The sequence below is a fragment of the Streptomyces sp. KR80 genome (assembly GCF_052245555.1).
GTDB lineage: Bacteria > Actinomycetota > Actinomycetes > Streptomycetales > Streptomycetaceae > Streptomyces.
The window spans coordinates 1-23,222 of the sequence record NZ_JBQQCD010000013.1; the positions used below are offsets into that span (position 1 = coordinate 1).

General features: G+C 69.3%; 22 protein-coding genes. 10 read left to right on the forward strand and 12 right to left on the reverse strand.

Translation table 11 applies throughout. From position 1 onward, the window contains the following. Positions 1-122 precede the first annotated feature (122 nt). Positions 123-719, reverse strand: coding sequence for a dihydrofolate reductase family protein (locus tag ACTWQI_RS18940; protein WP_443271924.1), 597 nt, complete (start codon positions 717-719; stop codon positions 123-125). A gap of 280 nt (positions 720-999) precedes the next feature. Between ACTWQI_RS18940 and ACTWQI_RS18945 the strand changes: the two genes are divergently transcribed. The 3 genes from ACTWQI_RS18945 to ACTWQI_RS18955 all read left to right on the forward strand — a co-directional run bounded on the left by ACTWQI_RS18945 (position 1,000) and on the right by ACTWQI_RS18955 (position 3,950). Next, complete coding sequence (locus ACTWQI_RS18945; protein ID WP_443271926.1) at positions 1,000-1,482, forward strand: hypothetical protein; 483 nt, start codon at positions 1,000-1,002, stop codon at positions 1,480-1,482. Positions 1,483-1,748: 266 nt separating this feature from the next. Further along, on the forward strand, positions 1,749-2,567 hold the full coding sequence (locus ACTWQI_RS18950) for a DUF2785 domain-containing protein (protein WP_443271927.1): 819 nt from the start codon (positions 1,749-1,751) through the stop codon (positions 2,565-2,567). A 402-nt stretch (positions 2,568-2,969) separates the two neighbouring features. Then, complete coding sequence (locus ACTWQI_RS18955; RefSeq protein ID WP_443271928.1) at positions 2,970-3,950, forward strand: SCO1860 family LAETG-anchored protein; 981 nt, start codon at positions 2,970-2,972, stop codon at positions 3,948-3,950. Positions 3,951-4,156: 206 nt separating this feature from the next. On the opposite strand, the gene ACTWQI_RS18960 is transcribed toward ACTWQI_RS18955, so the two are convergent. Both ACTWQI_RS18960 and ACTWQI_RS18965 read right to left on the reverse strand, forming a co-directional pair. Then, a complete protein-coding gene (locus ACTWQI_RS18960) occupies positions 4,157-5,089 on the reverse strand; it encodes a carbohydrate kinase family protein (protein ID WP_443272179.1) in 933 nt (310 codons plus the stop codon). Between the two features lie 14 nt (positions 5,090-5,103). Continuing rightward, positions 5,104-5,784, reverse strand: a complete 681-nt coding sequence (locus tag ACTWQI_RS18965) for a class II aldolase/adducin family protein (RefSeq protein WP_443271929.1) — start codon at positions 5,782-5,784, stop codon at positions 5,104-5,106. Positions 5,785-5,873: 89 nt separating this feature from the next. On the opposite strand from ACTWQI_RS18965, the gene ACTWQI_RS18970 reads away from it, so the two are divergent. From ACTWQI_RS18970 to ACTWQI_RS18985, 4 genes are all read left to right on the forward strand, one after another. Further along, positions 5,874-6,530, forward strand: a complete 657-nt coding sequence (locus ACTWQI_RS18970) for a TetR family transcriptional regulator (protein ID WP_443272180.1) — start codon at positions 5,874-5,876, stop codon at positions 6,528-6,530. Beyond that, a complete protein-coding gene (locus tag ACTWQI_RS18975) occupies positions 6,527-8,023 on the forward strand; it encodes a flavin monoamine oxidase family protein (protein WP_443271931.1) in 1,497 nt (498 codons plus the stop codon). Before ACTWQI_RS18970 ends, ACTWQI_RS18975 begins: the two co-directional genes overlap by 4 nt. Then, a complete protein-coding gene (locus tag ACTWQI_RS18980; protein ID WP_443271932.1) occupies positions 8,020-9,126 on the forward strand; it encodes an SMP-30/gluconolactonase/LRE family protein in 1,107 nt (368 codons plus the stop codon). Before ACTWQI_RS18975 ends, ACTWQI_RS18980 begins: the two co-directional genes overlap by 4 nt. Positions 9,127-9,298: 172 nt before the next feature. Next, positions 9,299-10,591, forward strand: coding sequence for a YncE family protein (locus ACTWQI_RS18985; RefSeq protein ID WP_443271934.1), 1,293 nt, complete (start codon positions 9,299-9,301; stop codon positions 10,589-10,591). Between the two features lie 84 nt (positions 10,592-10,675). Here ACTWQI_RS18985 and ACTWQI_RS18990 read toward each other — a convergent pair whose 3' ends face one another. The 7 genes from ACTWQI_RS18990 to ACTWQI_RS19020 all read right to left on the reverse strand — a co-directional run bounded on the left by ACTWQI_RS18990 (position 10,676) and on the right by ACTWQI_RS19020 (position 18,570). Further along, positions 10,676-11,692 (reverse strand): hypothetical protein, encoded by a 1,017-nt coding sequence (locus ACTWQI_RS18990; protein ID WP_443271936.1) that lies wholly within the window; start codon positions 11,690-11,692, stop codon positions 10,676-10,678. Further along, on the reverse strand, positions 11,677-12,177 hold the full coding sequence (locus tag ACTWQI_RS18995; protein ID WP_443271938.1) for a peptidase inhibitor family I36 protein: 501 nt from the start codon (positions 12,175-12,177) through the stop codon (positions 11,677-11,679). Before ACTWQI_RS18995 ends, ACTWQI_RS18990 begins: the two co-directional genes overlap by 16 nt. A gap of 164 nt (positions 12,178-12,341) precedes the next feature. Then, positions 12,342-13,064 carry a helix-turn-helix domain-containing protein gene (locus ACTWQI_RS19000; protein ID WP_443272182.1) on the reverse strand — a complete coding sequence of 241 codons (723 nt, stop codon included), beginning with the start codon at positions 13,062-13,064 and terminating at the stop codon, positions 12,342-12,344. A gap of 333 nt (positions 13,065-13,397) precedes the next feature. Next, positions 13,398-14,039: a GNAT family N-acetyltransferase gene (locus tag ACTWQI_RS19005; RefSeq protein WP_443271939.1), complete on the reverse strand. Its 642-nt coding sequence runs from the start codon at positions 14,037-14,039 to the stop codon at positions 13,398-13,400. A gap of 318 nt (positions 14,040-14,357) precedes the next feature. Continuing rightward, the gene (locus ACTWQI_RS19010) at positions 14,358-15,164 is read right to left on the reverse strand and encodes a hypothetical protein (protein ID WP_443271940.1); all 807 of its coding nucleotides are present in this window, start codon (positions 15,162-15,164) and stop codon (positions 14,358-14,360) included. A gap of 422 nt (positions 15,165-15,586) precedes the next feature. Further along, positions 15,587-16,879 carry an alkaline phosphatase family protein gene (locus ACTWQI_RS19015; protein WP_443271942.1) on the reverse strand — a complete coding sequence of 431 codons (1,293 nt, stop codon included), beginning with the start codon at positions 16,877-16,879 and terminating at the stop codon, positions 15,587-15,589. A 29-nt stretch (positions 16,880-16,908) separates the two neighbouring features. Further along, positions 16,909-18,570, reverse strand: a complete 1,662-nt coding sequence (locus ACTWQI_RS19020) for an alkaline phosphatase D family protein (protein ID WP_443271944.1) — start codon at positions 18,568-18,570, stop codon at positions 16,909-16,911. A gap of 149 nt (positions 18,571-18,719) precedes the next feature. Here ACTWQI_RS19020 and ACTWQI_RS19025 point away from each other — a divergent pair, with 149 nt between their 5' ends. Then, a complete protein-coding gene (locus ACTWQI_RS19025; RefSeq protein WP_443271945.1) occupies positions 18,720-18,932 on the forward strand; it encodes a hypothetical protein in 213 nt (70 codons plus the stop codon). A gap of 145 nt (positions 18,933-19,077) precedes the next feature. Here ACTWQI_RS19025 and ACTWQI_RS19030 read toward each other — a convergent pair whose 3' ends face one another. Beyond that, positions 19,078-19,683: an ATP-binding protein gene (locus tag ACTWQI_RS19030; protein WP_443271946.1), complete on the reverse strand. Its 606-nt coding sequence runs from the start codon at positions 19,681-19,683 to the stop codon at positions 19,078-19,080. Between the two features lie 172 nt (positions 19,684-19,855). Between ACTWQI_RS19030 and ACTWQI_RS19035 the strand changes: the two genes are divergently transcribed. Beyond that, positions 19,856-20,242, forward strand: coding sequence for a response regulator (locus ACTWQI_RS19035; protein ID WP_443271948.1), 387 nt, complete (start codon positions 19,856-19,858; stop codon positions 20,240-20,242). Positions 20,243-20,244: 2 nt separating this feature from the next. Here the strand turns inward: ACTWQI_RS19035 and ACTWQI_RS19040 are convergent, their stop codons facing one another. Next, positions 20,245-20,904 carry a response regulator gene (locus tag ACTWQI_RS19040; protein WP_443271950.1) on the reverse strand — a complete coding sequence of 220 codons (660 nt, stop codon included), beginning with the start codon at positions 20,902-20,904 and terminating at the stop codon, positions 20,245-20,247. A gap of 79 nt (positions 20,905-20,983) precedes the next feature. Here ACTWQI_RS19040 and ACTWQI_RS19045 point away from each other — a divergent pair, with 79 nt between their 5' ends. Continuing rightward, entirely contained in the window at positions 20,984-22,927 is a 1,944-nt protein-coding gene (locus tag ACTWQI_RS19045) for a CHASE3 domain-containing protein (protein ID WP_443271952.1), read from the forward strand. Positions 22,928-23,222: the final 295 nt, after the last annotated feature.

Consider the following 23,222-nt stretch of genomic DNA (forward strand, 5'->3'; position numbering starts at 1 on the left):
TCCCGTGTTCTTCGGCAAGTACGGCTCAAGCCGGGCCCACTCCCGATCCGACAGATCACCTCGCCCCACGCTGGCCGGAACGACACCAGCGCAGTTCGGTCACGCGACCCGTCGGACACGCCCTAGTGGGTGACGCGCGCGTAGGTGAGGAAGACCGCTCCGCTCTTCAAGAGGGTGTGGTCCGTGAGTTCCCAGCTGCGCGGGTCGAACGCGGCCGTGTGGGAGAAGAGCGGTATCCCCGCGCCGATGGTCAGCGGTCCCACCTTGAGGATCAGCTGATCGATCTCGGAGTACAGGGCACTTGCCAGCTCGGCGCCGCCGATCAGCCAGATGTCCTTGCCGACCTCCTGCTTCAGCCTCCGTACCGTTGCCACCGGGTCGTCGGCGACCAGTTCGACGGCCGGGTCCGGGCTCTCGGCCAGAGTTCGAGAGAAGACCAGATGGCGCAGGTGGGGGTAGGCATCGGTGATCCCGGCTTCGAGGCCGATCTCGTAGCTCCGCCGTCCTTCGAGGACGGTGTCGAAGCGTGTTCCTTCGGCCGTGACGGACAGCGCCGCCCGGGCCGGGGCAGGCAGAGTCTCCGGGTATTCGGCCGCGATGTGCCGGAGGTAGTCCTCGGGGATCGGCCAGAAGCCGTTCGGGCCGGTGGGGTCGGCGCCGTCCGGCCCGGCGATGAAACCGTCGAGTGTGGTGGCGATGTAGTAGACGAGCCTGCGCACGGATGGCCTTTCGTCGATCGGCTGCGGTGGTGCGGCCCGAAGCGGCCATGTTTCGTGCTGAGATGACGGCCCCCGACCGCATCGTGATCATTGCACGCCCGTGGCGGAGCGGGACGGCGCCGAAGGCGTCTCGCCCCTCCCCAATGTGCCCTCCGGACTGTCCAGCAGGAACGCGACGTTTACGGGCTACGCCGCAGGGCCCCGATGGACGAGGCGGTGTGCCTCTGGCGCTAGAGTGCCATGCTTGTTCGATTCGCCGTATGGCGAAGGGGGAGGGGTCATGGGGGCACAACTCAGGGAAATCGCGGGGGAGTTGGCGTCGACGCTGTGGCGGGAGCACACCCTGTACCGGGACCGGTCCGGGAGTGTGGTCATCCGAGGTGAGCACGTGCAGCGCTGGATCAGTCTCGCTCCTGCGGGGGGCATGGACGAGATCGTCATTCGTGCGGGCCGCATCCTCGACGGCGGCACTACCGCCCCGGCGCGTTCGGAGGCTGTCATGCCACTCTCCGCCGGAACGGGCGAACTCGCCGCGACCTGCCGTCGTCTGCTCGCCGAGGCCGCTGTGGATGCCGCACCGGTTGTGCCCAGACCGCCGGCGTCTGGTCGGACCGGGCGGCGGTCCGGGCAGCCACCGCGGTCCCGCAAGCCCCCGCGGTCCGGGCGCAGAGGGAGACGCACGAACCTCGGCTCCTGGCTGATCATCGCCTGCGTGGCCGGTGTCGTCGCACTCTGTGCCTACAGCATCGCGATCGGCAGATAGGCGGGCCTACCCGGGCATTGAACCGACCGTGACCCGGTTTGCGCTGCACACGTCGTTGCCGGGCTCCTTCGGCCGAGTTGGGCACCAAGGTCCACGGAATCCAGCTCACCTCGCTCGGTCCCGCCGATCTGGTTGGCATGGGCGCCAACACTGCGAGGTGGTGCGGAAGGCGCGCCGTCGCGACGGGTCTTTGCTGGTGAGGCTGTTGCGCGCGTTCGTGTCCAGGTCTCCTTGCCCGGCTCCGTGGCGCGTGGAAGGCTGACGCAGTGAGTTGGGATCTTGTCCACTGGCCGTCGATCGCTGCCGATGGCTTCCCCTTTCCTGACGCCGTATCGCCCTCCCGGCTCGGCGACGAGCTGTCGGCCATGCTGGTGTCTCCCGACCCCGCGGTCCGTGACGAGCTCGCCTACAGCGCCGCCGCGCGCTGGATCCAGGAAGGGCACCTCGATGAGGTCCTGGAAGATCTCGGTGACACCGCCGCGGACCGTTTCACCCACCCTGAGGTTCAGGCTCGAACCTTCGCTCCGCTCGTTCTGCGGTGCGTTCTCACGCGCGGACATACCGTCCCCGGCGTCGTGCCGGAGGCGGCCGCGGAGCGCTGGTATTCCGGGTTCTCTTCCTGGTACCCGTCCGAGCGCGACACCCGCGGCTGGGACGACTCCCTGGGTTGGCTGCACGCTGTCGCCCACGGCGCCGACGCGGCCGCCGCGTTCGCACAGGCTCTGCCCACCCGCCGCACCGAACTGCTGGAACTGTGCGCCCGCCGGATGACGGCCGCGCATACCGACTACCGCTATGCGCAGTTGGAGGATGCGCGTCTTGCTCGCGCGCTCACTCTCATCCTGCTCGCTCCCGGCTTGACGGCCGAGCAGGCCACCGGCTGGTTGACCGTGGTGGCGGACGCCTTCGACGGTGGAGGCCCCGGCCCCGTCCCACCGTGGGCCTTCAACACCTTCGCCACGCTGCAGTCCCTTCATCTACACCTGAGCTGCGGCCTTGCCGACGGTGGGGTTCCGCCGCACGCTCCGGTCGTTGCCGCACGTGTTGCCGCGATCCTCCGCCTGCCCTACAGCTGGCTCGCCTGATTTCCGGCCGATTGGCCGGCGGTACCAGGTCAGTCCCTCGAACGTTACGTGCACATCGTGATGCACCCTGAGCAGAGGTGCCCCCCACCGCGGCGTCCGCGCTCGGCCCCTGTGATCAGTGGTGGCGGCTGCCCGCTTTGGCGGACCATCGGGCCGCGAGTTGGCGGGGCAGTACGCGGCCGAGCCCGACCATGGCCTTGTACCGGATGTCGGGGACGCTCACCTGCCAAGCGAAACCGAAAAGTTACTAACGAGTTGCCGTAGCGGATATCCCACTGTGGCTGTCGGCGCGCCATGATCTGCCGGTCGAGGTCGTCGGCGAACGCGCTGTCCTGAGCACAGCGGTGCCGGCGGCTCCAATTCTTTGGTGGGGGTTCTCAGATGTACACGCATGTCTTTGGCGTGCCCGCACGCCCAGCCGCTCTCCTGGGCGCCGCAGCCCTCGTGGTGAGCGGTGCACTATCGGCCGGCCCGGCCTACGCCGCGCCCACGGAGGAGCGCTCCGCTGCCACCGGAAAGGCGACCGCCGTCGCGGCGCGCGCCGATCTTGACGTCTCCGTCAACGGCGTCGGCACGGTTCCGGTCAAGGCGGCGCTCAACGACGTGAGCGCGCCCGAGGACGCCGAGCGGACACTGCTCACCGCCGAGGTGAACGGTGCGAACAAGGGGCAGCCCCTGACGCTGGTCAAGGCCGAGGTCGCCCGTGCCAGCGCCAAGGGGAACGCGCAGCGGTCGGTGGGCGACGTCAAGCTGGTCGGCGTACGGGCCTACGCACCTGGCCTGTCCGCCACCCCGCTGCTGAGCGCGGACGTTCTGCAGGCCACCGCTTCCTGCGAGAAGGGCAAGAAGCCGACCGCGAAGGCCGCGCTGGCCGACAAGGTCTCCGTTCTCGGCACGCCGGTCACGGTCGACGGGCCCGGCAGCCAGCACGTTGCGGTGCCGGGCGTCGGCACCGTGGACCTGGTCCTGGAGGAGGCGAGCACAACGGACAGCATGGGTGCCGCCACCGCGCTCCGGCTGACGTACACAGTGAACCCGGCCGCGATCGGTGTGGTGAAGGCATCCGGTGAGATCGTGCTCGCCGAGGCCACCTGCACCATGCCGGGCGGCTCCGGCGCCACCGACGGCGGTTCGGACGGCGGCGGCTCCGACGGTGGCACGACGGACGGCCAGTCTTCCGGCGGGTCCGGTTCGAACGGCGGCGAGGGTGACGACTCCGGGGGTAACCAACCCGGTACTCAGACCGGCGACGGCGGCGGGGACCTTGCTGAGACCGGTAGCAGCTCCGCCACACCCATCATCGCCGGCGTCGGCGGGGCCCTTGTCCTTGCTGGTGGGGCCATGTACCTGATCCGCCGCCGCAGCACCGGCCAGAAGAGCTGACCGCCGGGGCCCAAGAGCGGTCCCGCTCACTGGCCGCGCTCCCGCTCGCAGACCGGGGGCCCGGCCCGGGCGAAGCCCATCGCCGCCTGAACCTCCGGGCGGCGATGGGCTTCGCCCGATCAGTCCTTGCCCTGCTGCGCCCCCGCGTGACCTACGCCCGTCCGCTGTCCGGCAGGCCGACGGCGTCCAGCTCCGTCAGACGCTCGTCATACGTCTCGGACCGGCGTGGCCGCGGCGAACAGGTCGGCGGTGGTCAGGTCGAAGTCGCCGTGGTCGCTGCCCAGGCCCTGAGCGACCAGGGCCGCGGATGCCGAACCCAGCACCGCGGCGTCGCGCGCCGACCGGCCCAGCGAGACACCGCGGAGGAACCCGGCGGAGAAGGCGTCACCGCACCCGGTGGTGTCGATGACGTCGACGGCGAATGCGGGAACGCGCTCCACTGTGTCGCCGTCCACCAGCAGCGCCCCGTCACCACCGCAGGTCACGGCAACCATCCCGGCACCGGCGGCGATCAGCCTCTTCGCGGCGGCCACGAGATCGCGCTCGTCGGTGAAGCCGAGCACCTGCTCGTCGTTGGGCAGCAGGAAGTCGACGTGGGGCAGCACCCCCTCGATCATGCGCAGGTCGCCCAGCTCCCCCGGCGCGAGCAAGTCGACGGACGTGACGACCCCGTGATCCTTCGCGCGCCGCAGAACCTCCGTGGCCACGTCGGCGCTCAGCAGCTCAGGGCCGCCGAAGTGCAGATGGGTGGCCGAGGTGACCAGGTCCCAGGGCACGTCGTCCAGCTGGTAGGTGATGTTCCCGCCCAGCAGGTGCAGCGACGGCCGTTCCCCATTCGGCCGGATCGGCAGCACACTGGCGGACGTGGGCACGTCCGGTCGGCGGACGAGGGCCCGGGTGTCGATGCCGGACCGCTCCAGCAGGCTGACGAGCAGGTCACCGGTGGGGTCCGCACCGATCGCGCCGGCGCTGTGCACCGTGGCGCCGAGCTTGGCGAGGGTGAGCGCCGTGCCGCCGGCCGTGCCGGCGGCGGTCATCCGTATGTCCTGGACGAGTGCGGCGTCCTGGCCCTTCGGGATCGCCTCGACCGGCCGGACGAGCACGTCGAGCACATGCACACCCATGGTGATCACGGTCATCTCGGTGGTCTCGGTCATCGGGAATGCTCCTCCTGCGCAGGTCGTGTGGTGCCGTAGTCGCGTGCGATCGCGGCTTCGATCACGGCCAGTTGCTGCTGCCTGTCGAGGACGCGAGGGGTGCCGAGGGCAGCCGCGTGCCAGTAGACGCGGCACGCCCACTCCAGGAGCAGGGCGTGCTCCACGGCCTTGGCGAGGGTCGGTGCGTGCGTCACCGCGCCGTGGTTCGCCATCAGCGCCGCGCAGCGGCCCTCGAGTGCCGTGAGCACCGACTCGGCCAATTCAGGCGTTCCGAAGGTGGCGTAGGGCGCGACGCGTACGGAACCGCCCAGGGCGAGAAGTTGATAGTGAATACAGGGCAATTCGTCGAGCACGCACGACAGCGCGGTCGCCATCGGGGCGTGCGTGTGGACGACCGCCCCGGCGCCGTACCGCCGGTGGACGCCGAGGTGCAGGTCGATCTCCGACGTCGGCGCCAGGCTCCCGGCGACCACGTTCCCGTCGCGATCGACCACGGTGACCTGCTCGGCGGTGATCTCCGCCAGCACCGCACCGGTCGCGGTCACCGCCACCAGATCGCTGGTGCGGGCGCTGACGTTGCCCGCCGTGCCGATCAGCAGGCCCTCGGCGGCCAGCCGTCGGCAGGCGGCAGCCACCTCGGCACGATGCCGGTCGTGTTCGGGGGTTGAGCTCGTCACGGCCGCGACGCTAGCGTGAATGCGAAACAAAGTCACGTTCACATTTCTCGGGAGGCCCAGTGAGCGCCGAACCGGAGCCCTCCGACACGATGGGCGTACCGCCGACGTCCAGGTTGCGCCGCACCCCTCAGCAGGCGCGCGCCAAGGCTCGGCTGGCTCGCGTCCTGCAGGCCGCCGAACGCCTCCTGGTGCGCGAGGGCACCGAGGCGCTGACCACGACCCGGGTCGCGACGGAGGCGAAGGTCTCCGTCGGTTCGCTGTACCAGTACCTCCCGGATCGTGGCGCGATCATCGATGCGCTGGCCTCCCGCTATCTCGCCGAGCTCGAAGACCTCATGGACACCTTCGTCCATGCCGCGTCCGCCGAGCGGTGGGACGACCCGGTCGGCGTACTGATCGACGCCTACGCGGAGATCTACCGCACCGAACACGGCTTCCGCGCCCTGTGGTTCAGCCGCGGCCTGACCGAAGAGACCCGCGCCGCCGACCGGGAACACAAGCGCCGGATGGCCGACGGCATCCGCCGGGTGGTGCTCGCGCTCCAACTCGCCGAGGACGACGAGGCCCTCGCCACCGCGTGTCACGCGGCGTTCCTGGCCGCCGACGCGATCACTCAGGAAGCCTTCCGCCGTGACCCCGACGGCGATCCGGCCCTGCTCGACGAAGCGAAGGTCATGCTCCGCGGCTACCTCAGCGGCATCACCGCGCGTTACCCCACCAAGCACACCGGCAAGAGGCAGCAATGAATGTGAACAGACTCAGCCGACGCCGGCTCCTCGGCAGGGGCACCGCTCTCGTGGCGGGCGCCGGTCTGGCGGCGACCGGGCCGTCGGCCGTGCAGGCAGCGGCCTCGACGGAAACCCGCTCGGCGGACGGAGTGACCAGGCGCGTCGATGTGGTGGTGGTCGGCGCCGGATTGGCTGGGCTGACCACGGCCCGCAGGCTCGTGGCGGCCGGCCATTCCGTCGCCGTGCTCGAAGCCCGGGGCCGGGTCGGGGGCCGCACACTCAACCACGACCTCGGAGGCGGGCACGCCGTCGAGGCGGGGGGCCAGTTCGTGGGGCCCACGCAGGATCACATCCTCGCGCTCGCCAAGGAGGTGGGGGTCGCACCGTACCCCGCCACCCGGCCCGGCAAGAACGTCTACTACGGTGACGGCATCCGGCGGACCTACACCGGAGATATTCCGCCCGACCCGCTCGCGCTGCCCGACGTCGCGCTCACGATCGAGCGGCTCAACCGTATGTCGCGCGAGGTGCCGGTCGACGCACCCTGGGCCGCGGCGAAGGCGGCGACGTACGACAGCGAGACGCTGGACAGCTGGTTGCGCCGGAACAACGTGCACTCCCGCACGCGGGAGCTGACCAACGTCTTCCTCAGCTCCGCCTACGGTGGTGAGGCCCGCGACGCGTCGTTGCTGTTCACGCTCTACTACATCGCCTGCTTCGGCAACGAGCGCAACCCCGGCACCCTGGAGCGCGGCATCGGGCAGGCCGGCGGTGCACAGGACAGCCGGTTCGAGGGCGGTTCTCAGGCCATATCGATTCGGATGGCGGAGCAGCTCGGCCGGGTGGTCCTGAAGGCCCCGGTGCGCCGCATCGACCAGGACAGCACCGGAGTGACGGTCGTGAGCGACGCCGGCACCTGGCGGGCCAAGCGAGTCGTCGTCGCGGTCCCGCCGCCGCTCGCCGCGCGGATCCAGTGGACCCCGCGGCTCCCGGTGCAGCACGAGACGCTGTTCCAACGGCTGCCGCTCGGCACCCTGATGAAGGTCGAGGCGGTCTACCCGCGGCCGTTCTGGCGCGCCGCCGGCCTGTCCGGCATGGCGGTCAACCTGGAAGGCCCCGTCCGGTCGATGTTCGACAACACCCCGCCAGGAGACGGTGCACCGGGGGTGCTCATGGGTTTCATCGGCGGTCACGCGTGGCGCGCGTACCGCGACCGTCCCCAGGCTCGGCGCGCCGCGGCACTCAGGAACTTCGCCACGGCGGTCGGCCCTCAGGCGCTCGCGCCGATCGAGTACTTCGAGCAGGACTGGACCCGTGAGCCGTGGACGCTGGGCGGCCCGGTGTCGGTGGCCGGCACCGGCACGACGTACGACTTCGGCGCGGCGATCCGCGAACCGTTCAGGCGGGTGCATTGGGCCGGGACCGAGACCTCGACCTTCTGGAACGGCTTCATGGACGGCGCCGTCCGCTCCGGCGAGCGCGCTTCCGCCGAGATAAGGGAGTCACTGTGAAGCGGCGCGCCGCCCTCGCCGTGCTGGTGGGCGCGGCCGTCTCCCGCGTCGCCGCCCCGGCCTTCGCGGACGAAGCCCGTCCCCGCTGGGACACCCGGGTGTTCTCCCTCGTCCCGGCACCGGGCTTCCCGGCCACCGCGTACGTCCACCCGAACGGCCGGGTCTACGCCGGCACCTACACCGATCCGAAGGGTGACCGCGTCCCCTCTCGGGTCTTCGAGTGGACCGCGGACGGCACGCTGCAGCGCTCCTGGACCGTGCCCGGGCAGCACCTCCAGGGCGCTCACGGCGTCCAGGTGGCGATCAGCGACGCGTCCGGGCGGCTGGTGCTGCTCGACAAGAGCCCCGGCCGCGCGCTGTTGCTCGACCCGGCGACCGGCGCCTTCAGCTCGTACGCCACCTTTCCCGACCTGCCCGGCTGTGCGCCGCTGCAACCGGTCGCCAGCTGCTCGCCCCGGCTGACCGACGACCCGGCCGTCCCGAACTTCGCCGCCTGGGGACCGGACGGCAGCCTCTACGTCACCGACTACGCCCAGTCGGTCATCTGGCGGGTGCCGCCCGGTGGCGGTGCGGCGAAGCTCTGGCTGGCCGACCGTCGGCTCGACGGCGGGCCGTTCTCGACGACCGGCATCGCGCTGGCCGGGGACCGCGCCACATTGCTGGTGACGCAGCAGAGCTCGGCCGGGTTGGGCGAACCGAATCCGACGACCGGGAAGCTGTACGCCGTCCCGATCCGACCCGACGGCACCGCAGGCGAGCTGCGGACGGTCTGGGAGAGCCGCCCCGGCGACCTGCCCGACGGCTTCGCCATCGCGCGCTCCGGCCGGATCTACATCAGCCTGGTCGGCAGCTCGCAGATCGCTGTCATCACGCCCGGCGGCACAGAGCTCGAGCGATTCCCCGACCTGCCGCTGACCGGCGAGAACGGGTCCTCGGCCGCGTTCGACTCGCCGTCCAGCGCCGCCTTTCTCGGGACCCGCATTCTGGTCGCCAACCAGTCCTACCTCGCGGGGAATCCCGACCACCACGCGATCCTCGACGTCGAGACGGGTGAGCCGGGGCTACCGGTCTTCATTCCGGCACAAGCGGGAGCGAAGCGATGAGTGAGTTCACGGCCCGAGCGCTGTCAGGACAACACATCGGCACACACCGGACATGTCCGTCGGCGGAGCGCCGGTTATCGGCAACCGTGCCGCCGGAAACAGCTGTTCCGGCAACCGACGACGGGGGCTGCGGCAACTGCTACTGGAGAACGTGACTACCTAGGAGATCCTCATGCGCCGTGCCACGGCAGTCCTTGCTGCGACCCTGCTCGCTGTGGTGACCAACCAGACCGTTCAGGCGTCGGCGGGTGCGGCCCCGACTTCGACCGTGTCCACGGCGGCGAGCGGCGAACGCAAAGTGATGTACGTCGGCAACAACTGGGACGGGACCGCCGACGTCATCGACGCCAAGTCCTTCACGAAGATCAAGCGGCTGAACGTTATCCCGGACAAGGCCGAGCGGCTTGCGGAGATCTATCTGAATCCGGTGCGGCTGGCGTTCTTCCTGGCCATCCGTGAGGCGGTCGGTGAAGGCCACGACCAGTACGTCGACGACATGTTCAGCACCCGTGACGGCCGGCTGCTCGCGGTTTCGCGGCCGAGCTTCGCCGACGTGGTCGGCATCGACTTGAGCAGCGGCAAGATCGTGTGGCGTTTCGCGATGCACGGCCAGCGCGCGGACCACATGAACGTATCGCCGGACGGCACGCGTCTGCTCGTGTCGGACTCGACGGCCAACCACGTCGACGAACTCGATATCGAGACGGGCCGACGCCTGCGGCAGTTCGAGTCGGGGGACACGCCGCACGAGAGCAACTACAGCAAGGACGGGTCACGGATCTTCCATGCCAGCATCGGCCGGATCTACACGCCGACCGATCCCTCGCAGTTCTGTCCCTTCAGCGACCCCACCAAGGGCGACCAGCGCTTCCAGGTCGTGGACAACGCCTCCTTCGACATTCTCAAGAAGTGGGACATCGGCCAGGCCCTGAAGGACGCCGGATTCCCGTGCATGAGCTCCGCGGTGCGCCCGATGGCGATCTCACCGGATGAGAAGACGGCGTACCTGCAGATCTCGTTCTTCCACGGCTATGTGGTGTTCGACCTCGAGCGCGGGGTGGTGACGGAGGTGGTGCGCCTGCCGCAGAGCGAGCACGCGAAGTCGCTGCGGAAGTCCCAGTACGTCCTGAACTCCGCGCACCATGGCCTGGCCATCAACGCGGACGGCACGCAGCTGTGCGTGGCCGGGACAATGGACGACTACGTCGGCCTGGTCGACATCGCCAACCCCACGGACCGCAAGCTCTTCACCCTCCCGCACATCGAGGACCGTCCCTATTGGGCCACGAACGGGCCAGGTGACCAGCACTGCTGGGTCTCCATCGCCGGCGACGACCGGGTCAACGTCTACGACTACGCCGGCCGGAGTCCGGTCGCCTCCATCCAGGTGGGCGACCATCCTCAGCGGGTGCGCGTCGGTACGGTGTCTCGCGACGTTCTGAGCACGTGGCAGGACGTCAACTGAGTGACGACCCACCGGTCGGACGCGCCGATCACACGAACCGCGTGGGCGCGTCCGGCTCCTGGGTCCTGTGCGCCTGACGCCTCTCTACGGGGAGCGGGCCGATCCGGCGCGATCCCGGCTCTGCGCGGTCGCCGTGATCTTCCGGGCCCGCTCGACCGCAGCGTCCCGGTAGGCCGCGAGCTCGGCGAGCGTGCGCTGCTCGCGGTGCGTGAGGGTGGTGACGAGTCCGCGTTGCACCTCGAGGGAAACCGATGGGATATGCGCGCGCAGCGCGCATTCACCATCCGCCACCGCGACGGCGATCTCTCGCTTCCGGAAGGCCTCGGTCGGACCTGTTGTCCGGAACTCCTTCTCCAGTCGCGGCCGGATACCATCGGGATCCTCATAGGGGTGGCCGCGCGCCTTCATGCACGATCGCCACGTCGTCACCACTCTGGTGTATTCGGGCTCCTTTGCCACCCGGTCCGCCAGCTGATTGCCGAACTTCTCCGGTACGTAGGTGATGCGCGCCCAGAGGACGCCGTCTCCGGCCAGTTGGCGCCGTCCTTCTGCCTCACATCCCTCTTCCGGAACGAGTACGTCTCCCCAACCCGTGCCACTCACCTTCCGTCTCCTGTCGGGCGGTCCGGCGAGCGCTTCGTCGAAGCGCCGCTGTTCCGGCTTGGAGAGGGTGGCGTAGTAGCGGTCCACGGGCGGCAGTTCAGCTGAATTCTCCGTGCTTTCGGTGGAGTTCACGGAGATGCCGTATCCCGTTTTCCGGCGGCCCGCCAGGTCGATGGCCGCCGCTTCGTCCTCAGGGGGTGTGAGTGCCTCGACGTCATCGGCCGGAAAACCGAATCCCTTCTTCTTCAGGCAGGCGCGCACGAGTTCGTCGAGCGCGGACTGGAGAGTGCGCTGGGTCGCCGGCCAGGTACCGGAGTGGGTGGCCAGATCGACCGCCGAGGTACTGAGTCTTCCCGAGAAGGCGGGCGGCTTCGGGAGCGGGGAGGCCGACCGGCCGGTCGGCTGCGACGTATCGCAGCCGACCAGCACGGCCGTGACCAGGGCCGTCAGCGCGCAGCACGCGGCCCTCGCCGCTCGGCTCACTACGAGCGGCACCACTTGTTGGAGCTGATGCTGTTGTCGAACCGGGGGTCGTTGAAACCCGTCGGCGGCTTCTTCCCGAAGTCCGGCACCGCGTCCCTGCGGGACAGGCTGTGCCAGCGGCTCTTCTTCGAGTAGTTGCGCAGGGAGTAGAAGTAGACCGTGCACTGCTTGCCGTTGTTCATGATCGAGCTGATGCAGTCCTCCCAGCCCCTGTTGCCGCACGACCGCGCGGAGTTCTTCAGCTTGCGGAAGTTCGCGTTGTTGCCCGAGACCTTCCCCCGGTTCCCGCCGTAGTTCTTGTTCGGCCAGAAACAGGCGTACCCAGAGGGACAGGACGGGTTTATCGATGGGTCTGCGCTGGCCTGCGTGACCGGTGTGGCAGCGAGCAGTGCCGTGGCACTGACAATGACGGCGAGTTTCTTCCTCAAAGTTCCCCCTTCAACCAAGGAGTGGTCGATGACGGCGCCGTGTGCGCCGCCGCGCTCCAGTGGTGCGGCCATCTCGGCTCGTCGTTCCGGAAAGCCATGGCAGGTGAGCTCACCTGCGGCTTCCCGCATCCCCCCGGATGTGCCTTTGGAGCGGCAGAACGTCAGGGATCCTGGCACGCCCGCCACGGCCGGGTATTGAAGAAAAGCGCAGTGCCGGAAAAACGGCGCAGGAGGGTCTAGGCGACGAGCAGGACGCTGGTCGGCCTTCCCTCGACGCGCTCCCACGTCGGCCCGCTGGCGTACTCCTGGAGAAATCCCTTCGCCGTCAGGCCGGTCATGGCCTTGAACTCGCGCGAGAAGTGCGCCTGGTCACTGAATCCGCATGCGGCGGCCACCTCGGACGGCCTGCCGCTCTGCATCAACAGCCGCATCGCCCCCTGTAATCGCAATACCCGTGCGGCCGCTTTCGGGGACAGCCCGATCTGTTCGCGGAAACGGGACTCCAACTGCCGCCGCCCCCAGCCCGCGCCCGCCGCGAGCCGGTCCAGCGGCACCAGGCCGCCGGAGGCCGTCAGCCTGCTCCACGCCCATGCCACCCGCGGGGAATGGGCGGGGCCCGAGTCGGCCCAGTGCGTCAGCATCGAGTCGAGCAGCGCGAACCGCTCCCGCCAGTCCGGCCGGGCGCACAGCGCGGTGGTCAGAGCGTCGGCCCGGCCACCGAGCACCTGGGCCGGTTCGACGATGATCTCCGCCAGATCGTGCATGGGCGTCCCGAACAGGGTGAAGGCCATCCACGGCATCAGCAGGATCTCGATGCCGTACAGGTGCCCTTCGTGCGCGCCGACCCGGGCCCGCGTGTGCAACCCCGCGACCAGCGAACCGAACCGGTCCCCACCGTCGCCTCCGCCGTCCGGCCGGCTGATGTCCAGCCCGCCCTCGAACATCAGCAGCAGGGTCACCAACCCGTCAGGCGTCTCCAGGCGCCGCCGGGGAACACCCAGGTCCAAGTGGAAACCGCGGTAACCGTGAACTCCCGGCCGTAATCGAGGATGCGCGGGAGACCAGATCACCGAAGACGTTGTGACGGATACGGTCGTGTGGCGCATGCAGCCCCCTCCACTGGTCGCCTTTGCGGATCCCTCATCCTGCAAGCGCCACACCGTCGGCCGCGCCGATGTTTCCGGCCGACTGCTCGGCCACCGCTTCCCGGGAGGCGGTACGGGGTCGGTCGGTGGCACTCGGTGTGTCATGCGGGGCGCGAATCAGCGCCCATCGCGCCGCGCACCACGGGCCTATGAGGCGATGAGCAGTGCCTCCGCGCCGACTGGCCGGAACCCGGCGGCCTGGAACGCGCGTACGCTGCGCGCGTTGCCCGCAGCCTGCTGAGACCAGACCGGTTCCCCCGCGGGTACGAGATGCCGGGCAGCCGTCGCCAGCGCCCGACCCAGCCCCCGGTGGCGTACCCCCTCGTCCACTTCGATCGCCGCCTCCCAGCGGCCCGCCACCCCCCGGCCGAGGACGAGCACGCCGCCGTCTGTTGCCCAGACGCGCACGTCGTCACGGCGCTTTCGCGCCCGCATCACCCGTGGATGGTCCGGATCCGCGATCTCGCGCAGCTCCAGCGCGGGTTCGCCAGGCAGGGCAGTGGCGACCGTCAGCAGGTCGATCGTGTCGGTCGAACGCCCGGTGCGGTCCAGGAAGGCTCCCAGGAACCGCGGGTTCATGGCGGCGGCCAGCTCGTCGCAGTCCAGAGCCGCCAGCGTCGTACGCACCCACCGAGGATCCTCGTCGGTGAACACCACGGAGTGCGCGGTGAAGGCGATCACCCCGGCATCGCGCCGGCTCGGCTGCGGCACCACGGTCGTGGTGCCGTCGGGCGGCGGGAACCGCCCGCGTCCCGCCGCCTCCAGTATCTCCGCCAGGGTCTGGCCCATGCCTGCGTCTGCCCTCGGCTCGTGTCCCGGTCAGTACGTGATCACGGTGTCACGCTCGCGGGAACGAGGATGCACCGGGCCGCTCCAACCCGGCCCCGCCGGCTACGAGCAAGGTAGAGCGATCAGGCGCCCGTGGCGGCCGTCTTCGACGTGTAGGGCGACGGCAGGAAGCCCCGTCCGGCCGTTTCGCTCGCCGTCGCCGGACGGGGCCGTTCGTGGGCACGGGCTACTGGTACCCGTGGTCAGCCGCAGGCCGCGAGCGGGCCCCCGCCCCGCCGGACGGGGCCGCAGGCGGGGCGGGGGCGGGTTGCTGCTGCCTCAGCCGTTGGGGATGGCCTCCTGCCAGGTGGTGGCGATACGGGGCCGCCACAGGTCGTGGGTCTGGGTTCCGTTGACGTCGTCACTGCGGTAGATGCCCCAGTGCACGTTGTTCTCGGAGCCGTCCCACGTCTGCCCGTAGTGGATGGTCGAGCCGTTGGCCAGCGTCTGCCACGCGCCGTTGTACCAGACCTGCACGTAGCCGACGCTGCGGTTCTCCGAGTAGCGGATCTTCAGCATTATGGAGAACCATGTGTTCTGCGGCAGAGGCCGGGACCACACCGTGCGCTTGGTCTCCACTCCGTTGATGTCCTCGAAGTTGTTCAGGGTCAACTGTCCACCGCTCACGCCTATGTTCAGAGGGTGGCCGGTTACGTAGTCCCCGTGGCTCTTCAACTGGAGGATGCCGTTCCACCCGCTTGACGTCGGCACGACAACCTTGGACTTCCAGCCGATGTAGACGGTCTGACCCTCGCTCAGCAGCCTTCGGGCGACGGCCATCTCGCACCGCTCGCTGTTCTGGCCGGTCCGTTCGACGACGCTGAACCGGATCACCCGGCCCTGCTGGGCATCGTTGTTCCAGGTGATGCTGCCGTCCGGGCAGGTTCCCGTGCCGGGAAGGTTGTCGCCGCCCTGCCAGATGATGGTGGCGTGACTGGCCGGCGCGATCGCCATGACCAGGGCAAAGGCGGCCGCGACCACGCCAACACCGGAGTACCACCGGCGGGCCCTCGAGAAGAACCAACCGGAGCGACCGGAACGACGGTCCCGCGCTGGTTGGTGGGTGTTGTCCCGCAAGAGTGCCATGCAATCTCCCGGATGTGTTTGTCTGGATGAATCGACCGATTTCGCAGGGGGACGCCTTCGGGGGAACGTCACGGGTCCCACTGACTGACCTCGTCACGGGCTTCACGCCCGTGACCGGCAAACCTTCAGGTGAACGGTTTCTGCGCCCACCAGAGCGGACAACTGGGCGAACGCGGGCCTCGGCGGCCCCGTCAGCAGGAACGACGCCCGTGCGCGAGCGGGCAATGTGCGCATGGAGCGAAGTGATATGCCGGAGCGCGTGGGATCACTGTTTCCCCTCCGGCAGGGAAAGCGCTTCGAGAGTAGTTGGTCTAGACCTAGCCGAGAAGGTGGGAGACCTAACGGGAACGGTCGACCTCGAAGCCATAGACCAAAGGGGGCAGCCGGTGTGTGACCCGGGCCCTGTCAGGCGGCCGTGCAGGTCAGCGCGCGGCGGTTCCGGTGAAGGCGTCGGTGCGAGCCGTGCCGTCCCAGCCTCCGGACGGGCGGCCCAGCCCGTACAGGGCGGCAACCGTCGGGGCGACGTCGACCGTTCGAGCGGGAGCGTCGCTGACGGCGCCGCGGCGGATGAGCGTCGAGCCGCCGGTGACGAAGAAGGGGATGGGCAGCGTCGCCGGGTGTCCGTGGTTGCCGGGAATCGGATTGGAGTACGGGCGCGGGTCGGAGAAACGGTAACCGGGCCGGACGTACGCGACGAGGTCTCCCGCACGGGCGCCCAAGCGGAGCTCCGACGGGTCGTGCACCGAGAGCACCCCGTCCTGTGCGGCGACGAGTTCCCGCATCCGCTTGACCGCCTGCCTGCGCTCGTCCTCAGGACCGGTCCAGTAGAGCAGATCGGCGCCTCCGTTCTGGGCGATGGCGTACCGGTCCTTCAGCAACGGGTCGGTGTCGAGAACCGGCGCGAGGGTGACCATGGCGGTGGGCACGGACCAGTCCATGGAGTGGTCGGCCAGCACCATCAGCACACTGTTGGCCCACCGGCCGGTGTCCTTGAGGTGGTCGACGACGCGGCCGATCTGGACGTCGGTGTCGGCGAGCGCGGTCTTCCTCGCCAGTTCGAGCGTGGTGCCAGTGATGTCGCTGTGCCCGACTCGGTCCACGTCGCCGAAGTTCACGAACATCAGGTCCGGATCGGCGTTATCGATCATGGCGATCGCGGCGTCGGCGGTGAAGACGTCCGGCGCGTGCCCGCTGACCGGAACCAGCGGCTCGGGCTTCCACTGCACATCGGCACGGGTGCCGAAAATGCCGTGCAGATAGTCCTTCGACAGCACGGTGCCACTGGTGCGCCCAGCCTTGCGGAACAGCTCGAACAGCGTCGTGGCCTGCAGATCGGTGGGCTGGTCCAGATCGCGCACGGCCTTCTCGGCGCGGTCGTACACCGCGTTCGCCGGTACGCCGGAGCGGTCGGGGCGCACGCCCGTCATCATCATGACGTGGTTGGGGAGGGTCTCCATGACCGGCAGTGACTCGGCATCCGGGTAGGTGGTGCCGGTGTCCCGCAGCTCGGCCACCCGCGGCATGAGGAACGGACGGATCTCGTCCGGCCGGCAGCCGTCGATGACGAGCACGAAGGTGCGCAGCCGCGAGTCGGCGGCGCCCGCGGTCGCGGCGCCGGCTCCGATGCCTCCGAGGATGAGACCCCCCGCCCCGCCGGCGACGGTGGCGAGCAGCCCACGGCGGGACAGGTGAGACGGGTCGGCGTGGCGGGACAAGGCGACTCCAGGGTGCGGGAGACGGGCGGTCAGCGCGCGAGCGGGGTGGACACGGGGGTGACGCGATTGCTGCCGGCGAGCACCTGCCAGCCGGCGGCCCGGTGTGCGGTCGCGTCCTTGGCGGTGCGGTCGCTGATGTAGACCCAGTCCATCTGGACCCGCTCGGGCGTGACCTCGAGCAGCGAGTAGCCGTGCGAGTCGAACTCCAGGTACTTGAGATGGCGGTTGGCCGCCTTGATCGACTCTTCGACGGCGAGCGAGGTCGTACGCGGTGCGGAGCGGGTGATCTCGTCCAGGTTGTCGGAGGTGACGGAGGTGCAGACGAACTCGGTCGCGACGGACTTCGACACCGGGTACGTACCGGCGTCCAGCGGCAGATCGGCGGCCCAGGAGGAGTGGATGTCGCCGGTGAGGAACACGGTGTCGCTGATGCCGTGGTCGTGGAGGTGGGTCAGGAGCTCCCGCCGGTCCGCGGTGTAACCGTCCCACTGATCGACGTTCCAGGGCACGCCGTCCGGCGGCAGCAGGCCCGTGACATCGGCGAGCGGGCGGCTGATCGTGCTCGGCAGCGGCGGGAAGACCACCGGTGCGATCATGACCGGGTTGCCGACCAGTTTCCAGCGGGCCTTCGAGGCGGCGAGGCCGTCCTTGAGCCACCGCATCTGCTCGTCCCCGGTGATGGTGCGCGACGGATCGTCGACGTCACCGAGCCGCGCAGGATCGACCTGCTGACTGCGGTAGGTCCGCAGATCGAGCATGGACAGGTCGGCCAGGGTGCCGAAGGTGAGCCGACGGTAGAGGCGGCGCGGATCCGGCTCGCGTACCGGCATCCACTCGCCCCACGCCTGGCGTGCCCAGGCCCGGCGGGTGGACCAGTCCCCTTCCGTGCCGGGCGTGTGGTTCACCGCGCCACCGCTCCACGCGTCGTCGGCGGTCTCGTGGTCGTCCCAGGTGACGATGAACGGAGCTGCCGCGTGCAGGGCCTGCAGGTCCGGGTCGGTCTTGTACTGGGCGTGGCGGCGCCGGTGGTCGGCGAGGGTGAGCATCTCCCCGGTCGGATCGTGCCCCCGCCCGATCTCGGGGCCGGGTCCGTACTCCCCGTTGCCGTACTCGTAGAGGTAGTCCCCGAGATGCAGCACCGCGTCCAGGTCCGAGCGCGCGGCGAGGTGGCGGTAGGCGGAGAAGTAGCCGGCCATGTAATTGGCGCAAGACACGACACCGAAGCGGAGGGCGGGTACGGCGGACTTCGCCGCGGGCGCCGTCCGCGCACGCCCGACGCCTGAGACCTGCTCCTCGCAGCTGAACCGGTACCAGTACGTCGTCCCCGCTGGGAGCCCCGAGACATCGACCTTGACCGTGTGGTCGGTCGCCGGGCCGGCGACGGCCTTCCCCCGGCGGACGATGCGGCGGAAGCCGGAGTCGGTGGCCACCTCCCACCGGACCTCGACCGTCGGTCCGGCACCGGAGCCGGGCAGTGCGTCGGCGGTGGGGGTGACCCGGGTCCACAGGACCACGGCGTCGGGCATCGGGTCCCCCGACGCGACTCCGTGACGGAACATCCCGCCGCCCGCAGGATTCCCCCTGGCGACCAAGGTGAGCTGCGTGGCAGCAACCCCGGCGGCCGTGAGACCGGCAGCGGCCAGGAAGTGGCGGCGGTTGAGGAGCGACAGGTTCCGCTTTCTTGCAGGCATGGGCTGCTTTCTAAGAGAGCCGGGTGACCGGCAGGCTATGCGCAGGTGACTTCTCTCCCGTAGCCCGCGTCGGTGTGAGGTGACCCACAGCAGGCGGCCCGGGAGGGAGTTGTGCCTCGGTCATTCGGGTCGCCCCGCTGGGCGGCGTCGTGCCGGACAAGGAGCGGGGCCATCGGCCGGCTCGCGGCTCACTGGACTTCGACGGCGAGGTCAACGCCGGGTACTCCAGGAACGCATTCGGCGAGCGGCCGCTCGACAAGCGCGTGGACGCTGACTTCGTGACGCTTCGCGTCAAGGCCGAGGCGGCAAACGGCGATTCGGTGGAGCAGACTACGATCCGGGCCTACGGCGTGCGCCGTTAGCGGTTCCGCGGCAGACGAGGAGCGCGATCGGCCCGCTCATGGCGCCTGCCCGTTCGGTGATCCGGTCCACGAGCAGAAATCCATCCATGCTGCCGTTCATGCTGATCGCCGTGGCTCCCGTCGCGCAGTAGCAGTACGCGAGAGGTCATGCGCCGGATGCACTCATCGGCTGGACCGGCAGTTCGAACCAGACGATCTTTCCCGCGGAGCAGCCGTTGCATCCCCAGGAGCGGGACAGCAGCTGGACCAGCTGCAGGCCCCGGCCTGCTTCCGCCGTGTGGTCAGCGTCGCAGATCTGAGGCGCCGGCGGCGGGGTGGGGTTATCGTCCTTGATCTCGCACCGAAGCGTGTTCCCGTGGCTGGAGAGGGTGAGGATCGGCTCTCCCCAGCCGTGTCGCAGCGCGTTGGCGAGCAGCTCGCTGACAAGCAGTTGCGCGACGTCACTCTGCTCGTCGAGCCCCCAGTCCGCCAGCTGGGCGATCACCAGGTGGCGCCCCGCGGGTACCGAGGAGGCCCGAGGAGGCAGTGCCCATGAGGCACGGCGAACGGGCGCTTCGCGCCTGGATCTCTCAGCCCGGGCCGGGCGACTCGCACCGTGCTTCGGTGCCTGTCCCGGCTCGGGACCGTCGTGGTGCACTCCATCCACTCCAAAAAACTTCCGCTCCGGAATGGATGCACCGCCGAGCTCTTCGATCGACCGTGCGCGGGGTGGATTCGCGAACATGATCCGCCTCCGACTGGAAACCATCATCCAAGGAATCCGGGTGATGCATCCAAGGTGAGCTGCTTTCGACAACCACGATCCCGCTGCCGACGCTCGCCGTCTGCGCGGAGATCCCCCATTTCATGCCCCAGGCCAGCGGGCCCCGAATATGCCTGCTAGCTGCAATGCGACGCCGGAGCCGCGCTGCGATCCTAAGAGCGTGTCACTGCGCTGTCTGGTCGTCGACGACAGCCCTCACTTCCTTGAGGTCGCCCGCGATCTGTTGGAACGCGAGGGAGTCGCTGTCGTTGCCGTGGCGCAGACGAGTGCCGACGCTCTCCATCGGGCCGCCGAGCTCGACCCCGATGTGGTGCTCGTCGACATCGATCTCGGAGAGGAGAGCGGCTTCGATCTCACGCAGAAGCTCACGGCCGTACGGAACGGTCAGCGCAGGGTGATTCTGATCTCGGCCTATAGCGAGATGGACTTCGCTGACATGATCGCGACCAGCTCCGCCACGGCGTTTCTGCCGAAGTCAGACCTCTCCGGGCGAGCGATCCGTGACCTTCTCACGCCACCGAGCACGGCCAGTGATCACGCGGAGTGACCCTAGCGGCTGTCCAGAAAGGCGATGACCGCGAGGACGCGTCGGTGGTCGTCCTCCGTCTCCGGCAGCTGCAATCTCGTCATGATGCTGCGAACGTGCTTTTCCACGGTGCCCTCAGTGATCCAGAGCCGGTGAGCGATGCCGGCGTTCGAACGCCCTTCCGCCATGAGCGCGAGCACCTCGCGCTCACGTTGTGTGAGAAGCGCCAACGGGTCGTCCCGGTGGCGGGCCGCGATGAGTTCCTGTACGAGACCGGGGTCGACGATCGAGGCCCCCTGAGCGATCCGGTGGACGGTATCGACGAGGTCGGCCACTTCGGTCACGCGGTTCTTGAGGAGATAGCCGACGCGCTGCCCGCCGGCGAGCAGTTCCATCGCCTGCTCGACCTCGACGTGGGCTGACAGCAGGAGAATCCCGATCCCCGGGAATTCCTCGCGTATGACTCGGGCCGCATCGAGACCCTCAGTCCCGTGATCCGGCGGCATCCTGATGTCGACGATGACGAGTTCCGGCTGCCGCTCGCGCACGAGAACCATGAGCTCTGCCGCGTCTCCGGCCAGTCCGACGACCTCGAAACCCGACCGCTCGAGCAGGCTCGCAAGCCCCTCACGGAGCAGAACGTCATCGTCCGCCAGCGCTAGGCGCACCCGGCTTTCGTCCACCGCTCTTCATCACCGTAGAGTGAGATTGAAGGCATTTATTAGATTAATCATCCCATTCTTGCTTGCCGGCAGGCGAATCATGACGGCGAAGGTGTCAGGCCGAAAGCGGGCGGGGGCGGGGTCGAAGCGGGGGCTGACGCACCGGATGGCCACGGCCTGCGCCCTCGTCGCCCTCTGCGTCGGCCTCGCCTTCGGTGCACTCATCTGGGCGATCACCGAGCTACGCGAATCGACGGAGTTGACGAGGCACACCCAGACCGAACTCGTCGAGGTGGGCAGGCTGGAACAGCTGATCATCGACGCGGAGACGGGCCTGCGGGGTTTCGTCATCACGCGGCAGGAAGAATTCCTGGAGCCCTGGGAGGCCGCCCGCAAGGCCTACCCAGAACAGTCGCGAGTGCTCCTCGGTCTGGCCGACGACCCCGGAGAGTCGGAACGGTTGCAGCGACTCGTCCGGGCCGGTGAGTCGTACATCCAGGACTACTCGGTTCCGCTCGTCGACGCGGCGCGGCGTAACGACCCCTCCGTGCAGAGCGTCGCGGCTACCGAGGACGGCAGGCAGCGCATCGACGCGATCCGGGATCAGTACCAGCGCTACACGGAGGACGAGCGCTCCTACCTCTCAGCGAACCAGCACGCCGCCGACGACAGCGCTCGCTGGGCGATCATCGGGGCGACGGCGGGTCTCGCGGGGTCGGTCATTCTGATCCTCGCCTTCGCCGGGTACCTGACGCGGGCGATCGTTCAGCCGGTTCGCAGGGCAGCCGTCGCGGCCACCCAGCTCGCCGATGGCGACCTCGCCGTGCGCATGCCCGAGGTCAGTGTGGGCGAGGTCGGAGAACTTGAACGAACGTTCAATTTCATGGGGAGTTCGTTGCAGGACAGCCGGGACGAGCTTCGCCGGATCGCCGAGGAGCAGGCCGCACTTCGGCGCGTCGCGACGCTCGTCGCCCGTGGCGGCTCGCCGGCCGAGGCATTCAGCGCGGTGGCCGACGAGATGGGCCGCATCCTTCGGGCGCAGTACACGACCATTGGCCGCTACGAGCCCGACGGCACGATGACCGTGGTCGGGTCCTGGAGCAGTCACAGCGCCCCCGCAATGCCCCTCGGCTCACAGTGGGAGCTTGCGGACGACAGCGCCGCGGCGCTGGTGGCACGGACTCAGGGGCCGGCGCGCGTGGACCACTACGAGAAGGACGGGGGCGAGATCTCCCGGTGGGCTCGCGAGCAGCAGATCGATACGTCGATCGGCTGTCCCGTCGTGGTCGAGGCGCGCCTGTGGGGTGTGGTCGTCGCTTCGTGGGTCGCGCCCGAGCAGCAGCGGGAGGGCATGCAGGAGCGCATGCGGGACTTCACCGAACTGATCGCGACCGCTATCGCCAACGCCGAGAGCCGGGCCGAGCTCACGGCCTCCCGGGCCCGGATCGTCGCCGCCGCCGACGAAACGCGCCACCGCATCGAGCGCGATCTGCACGATGGAACGCAACAGCATCTCGTATCCCTCGGGCTCGAGCTGCGCGCCGTGGAGACCGCGACGCCGCCCGAGCTGAACGAGCTCAGGGAGCAGCTGGCACGCACGAGCCGGGGACTGGCAGGCGTGGTGGAGGACCTGCAGGAGCTCTCGCGGGGCCTGCATCCAGCGGTCCTCTCTAAGGGTGGGCTCGGCCCTGCTCTGAAGATGCTGGCCCGCCGGTCTGCCCTTCCGGTCGAGCTCGACGTACGCACCACCAGGCGGCTGACCGAGCGCGTCGAGGTGACCGCCTACTACATCGTGTCGGAGGCGTTGACGAACGCGGCCAAGCACGCTGAAGCCTCGGTGGTCCACGTCGGCGTCGAGCAGGAGGATGGGGTTCTCCGGCTCGAGGTTCGCGACGACGGAGTCGGCGGAGCCGATCCGGCCCAAGGGTCGGGACTGATCGGCCTCAGGGACCGCGTGGACGTGCTCGGCGGCACGATGGAGGTCGTCAGTCCCCCAGGAGTCGGGACACGCCTGCTCGTCACGATCCCCATCGACAACGACTGATCGCAGCCTGCCCTGCCCGCGGGTCGGGCCCTGGGGGCGGAATCAGCAGCACTCGCCGACCACGGCGATCACGAGGGTGGCCTCGGAGCGGGCCGCTGACGCCTCATCACCTCATGGCGCCGGCGCCTGACGATCGTGGCGACGGGCGCGTTCGCGATGGGTGGCGCGCGCCGGTCCGCGATCAGACCTCGCGTGCTCTTTCCGTCGGTGCCGCCACCGCGGCGCTCGCGCTGACCGCCTCTGGTACGGTGCTGGCCCGACCCGCCCGAGGGCATCACCCCGACCTCGACAGACG

Bases quoted from the DNA above. Each gene is read 5' to 3' on its own strand.
- ACTWQI_RS18945 (WP_443271926.1), top strand. From the start codon at position 1,000: ATGGGGGCACAACTCAGGGAAATCGCGGGGGAGTTGGCGTCGACGCTG.
- ACTWQI_RS18960 (WP_443272179.1), bottom strand. From the start codon at position 5,089: ATGACCGTGATCACCATGGGTGTGCATGTGCTCGACGTGCTCGTCCGG.
- ACTWQI_RS18970 (WP_443272180.1), top strand. From the start codon at position 5,874: ATGGGCGTACCGCCGACGTCCAGGTTGCGCCGCACCCCTCAGCAGGCG.
- ACTWQI_RS18975 (WP_443271931.1), top strand. From the start codon at position 6,527: ATGAATGTGAACAGACTCAGCCGACGCCGGCTCCTCGGCAGGGGCACC.
- ACTWQI_RS18985 (WP_443271934.1), top strand. From the start codon at position 9,299: ATGCGCCGTGCCACGGCAGTCCTTGCTGCGACCCTGCTCGCTGTGGTG.
- ACTWQI_RS18995 (WP_443271938.1), bottom strand. From the start codon at position 12,177: ATGGCCGCACCACTGGAGCGCGGCGGCGCACACGGCGCCGTCATCGAC.
- ACTWQI_RS19005 (WP_443271939.1), bottom strand. From the start codon at position 14,039: ATGGGCCAGACCCTGGCGGAGATACTGGAGGCGGCGGGACGCGGGCGG.
- ACTWQI_RS19010 (WP_443271940.1), bottom strand. From the start codon at position 15,164: ATGGCACTCTTGCGGGACAACACCCACCAACCAGCGCGGGACCGTCGT.
- ACTWQI_RS19020 (WP_443271944.1), bottom strand. From the start codon at position 18,570: ATGCCTGCAAGAAAGCGGAACCTGTCGCTCCTCAACCGCCGCCACTTC.
- ACTWQI_RS19030 (WP_443271946.1), bottom strand. From the start codon at position 19,683: ATGATGGTTTCCAGTCGGAGGCGGATCATGTTCGCGAATCCACCCCGC.
- ACTWQI_RS19045 (WP_443271952.1), top strand. From the start codon at position 20,984: ATGACGGCGAAGGTGTCAGGCCGAAAGCGGGCGGGGGCGGGGTCGAAG.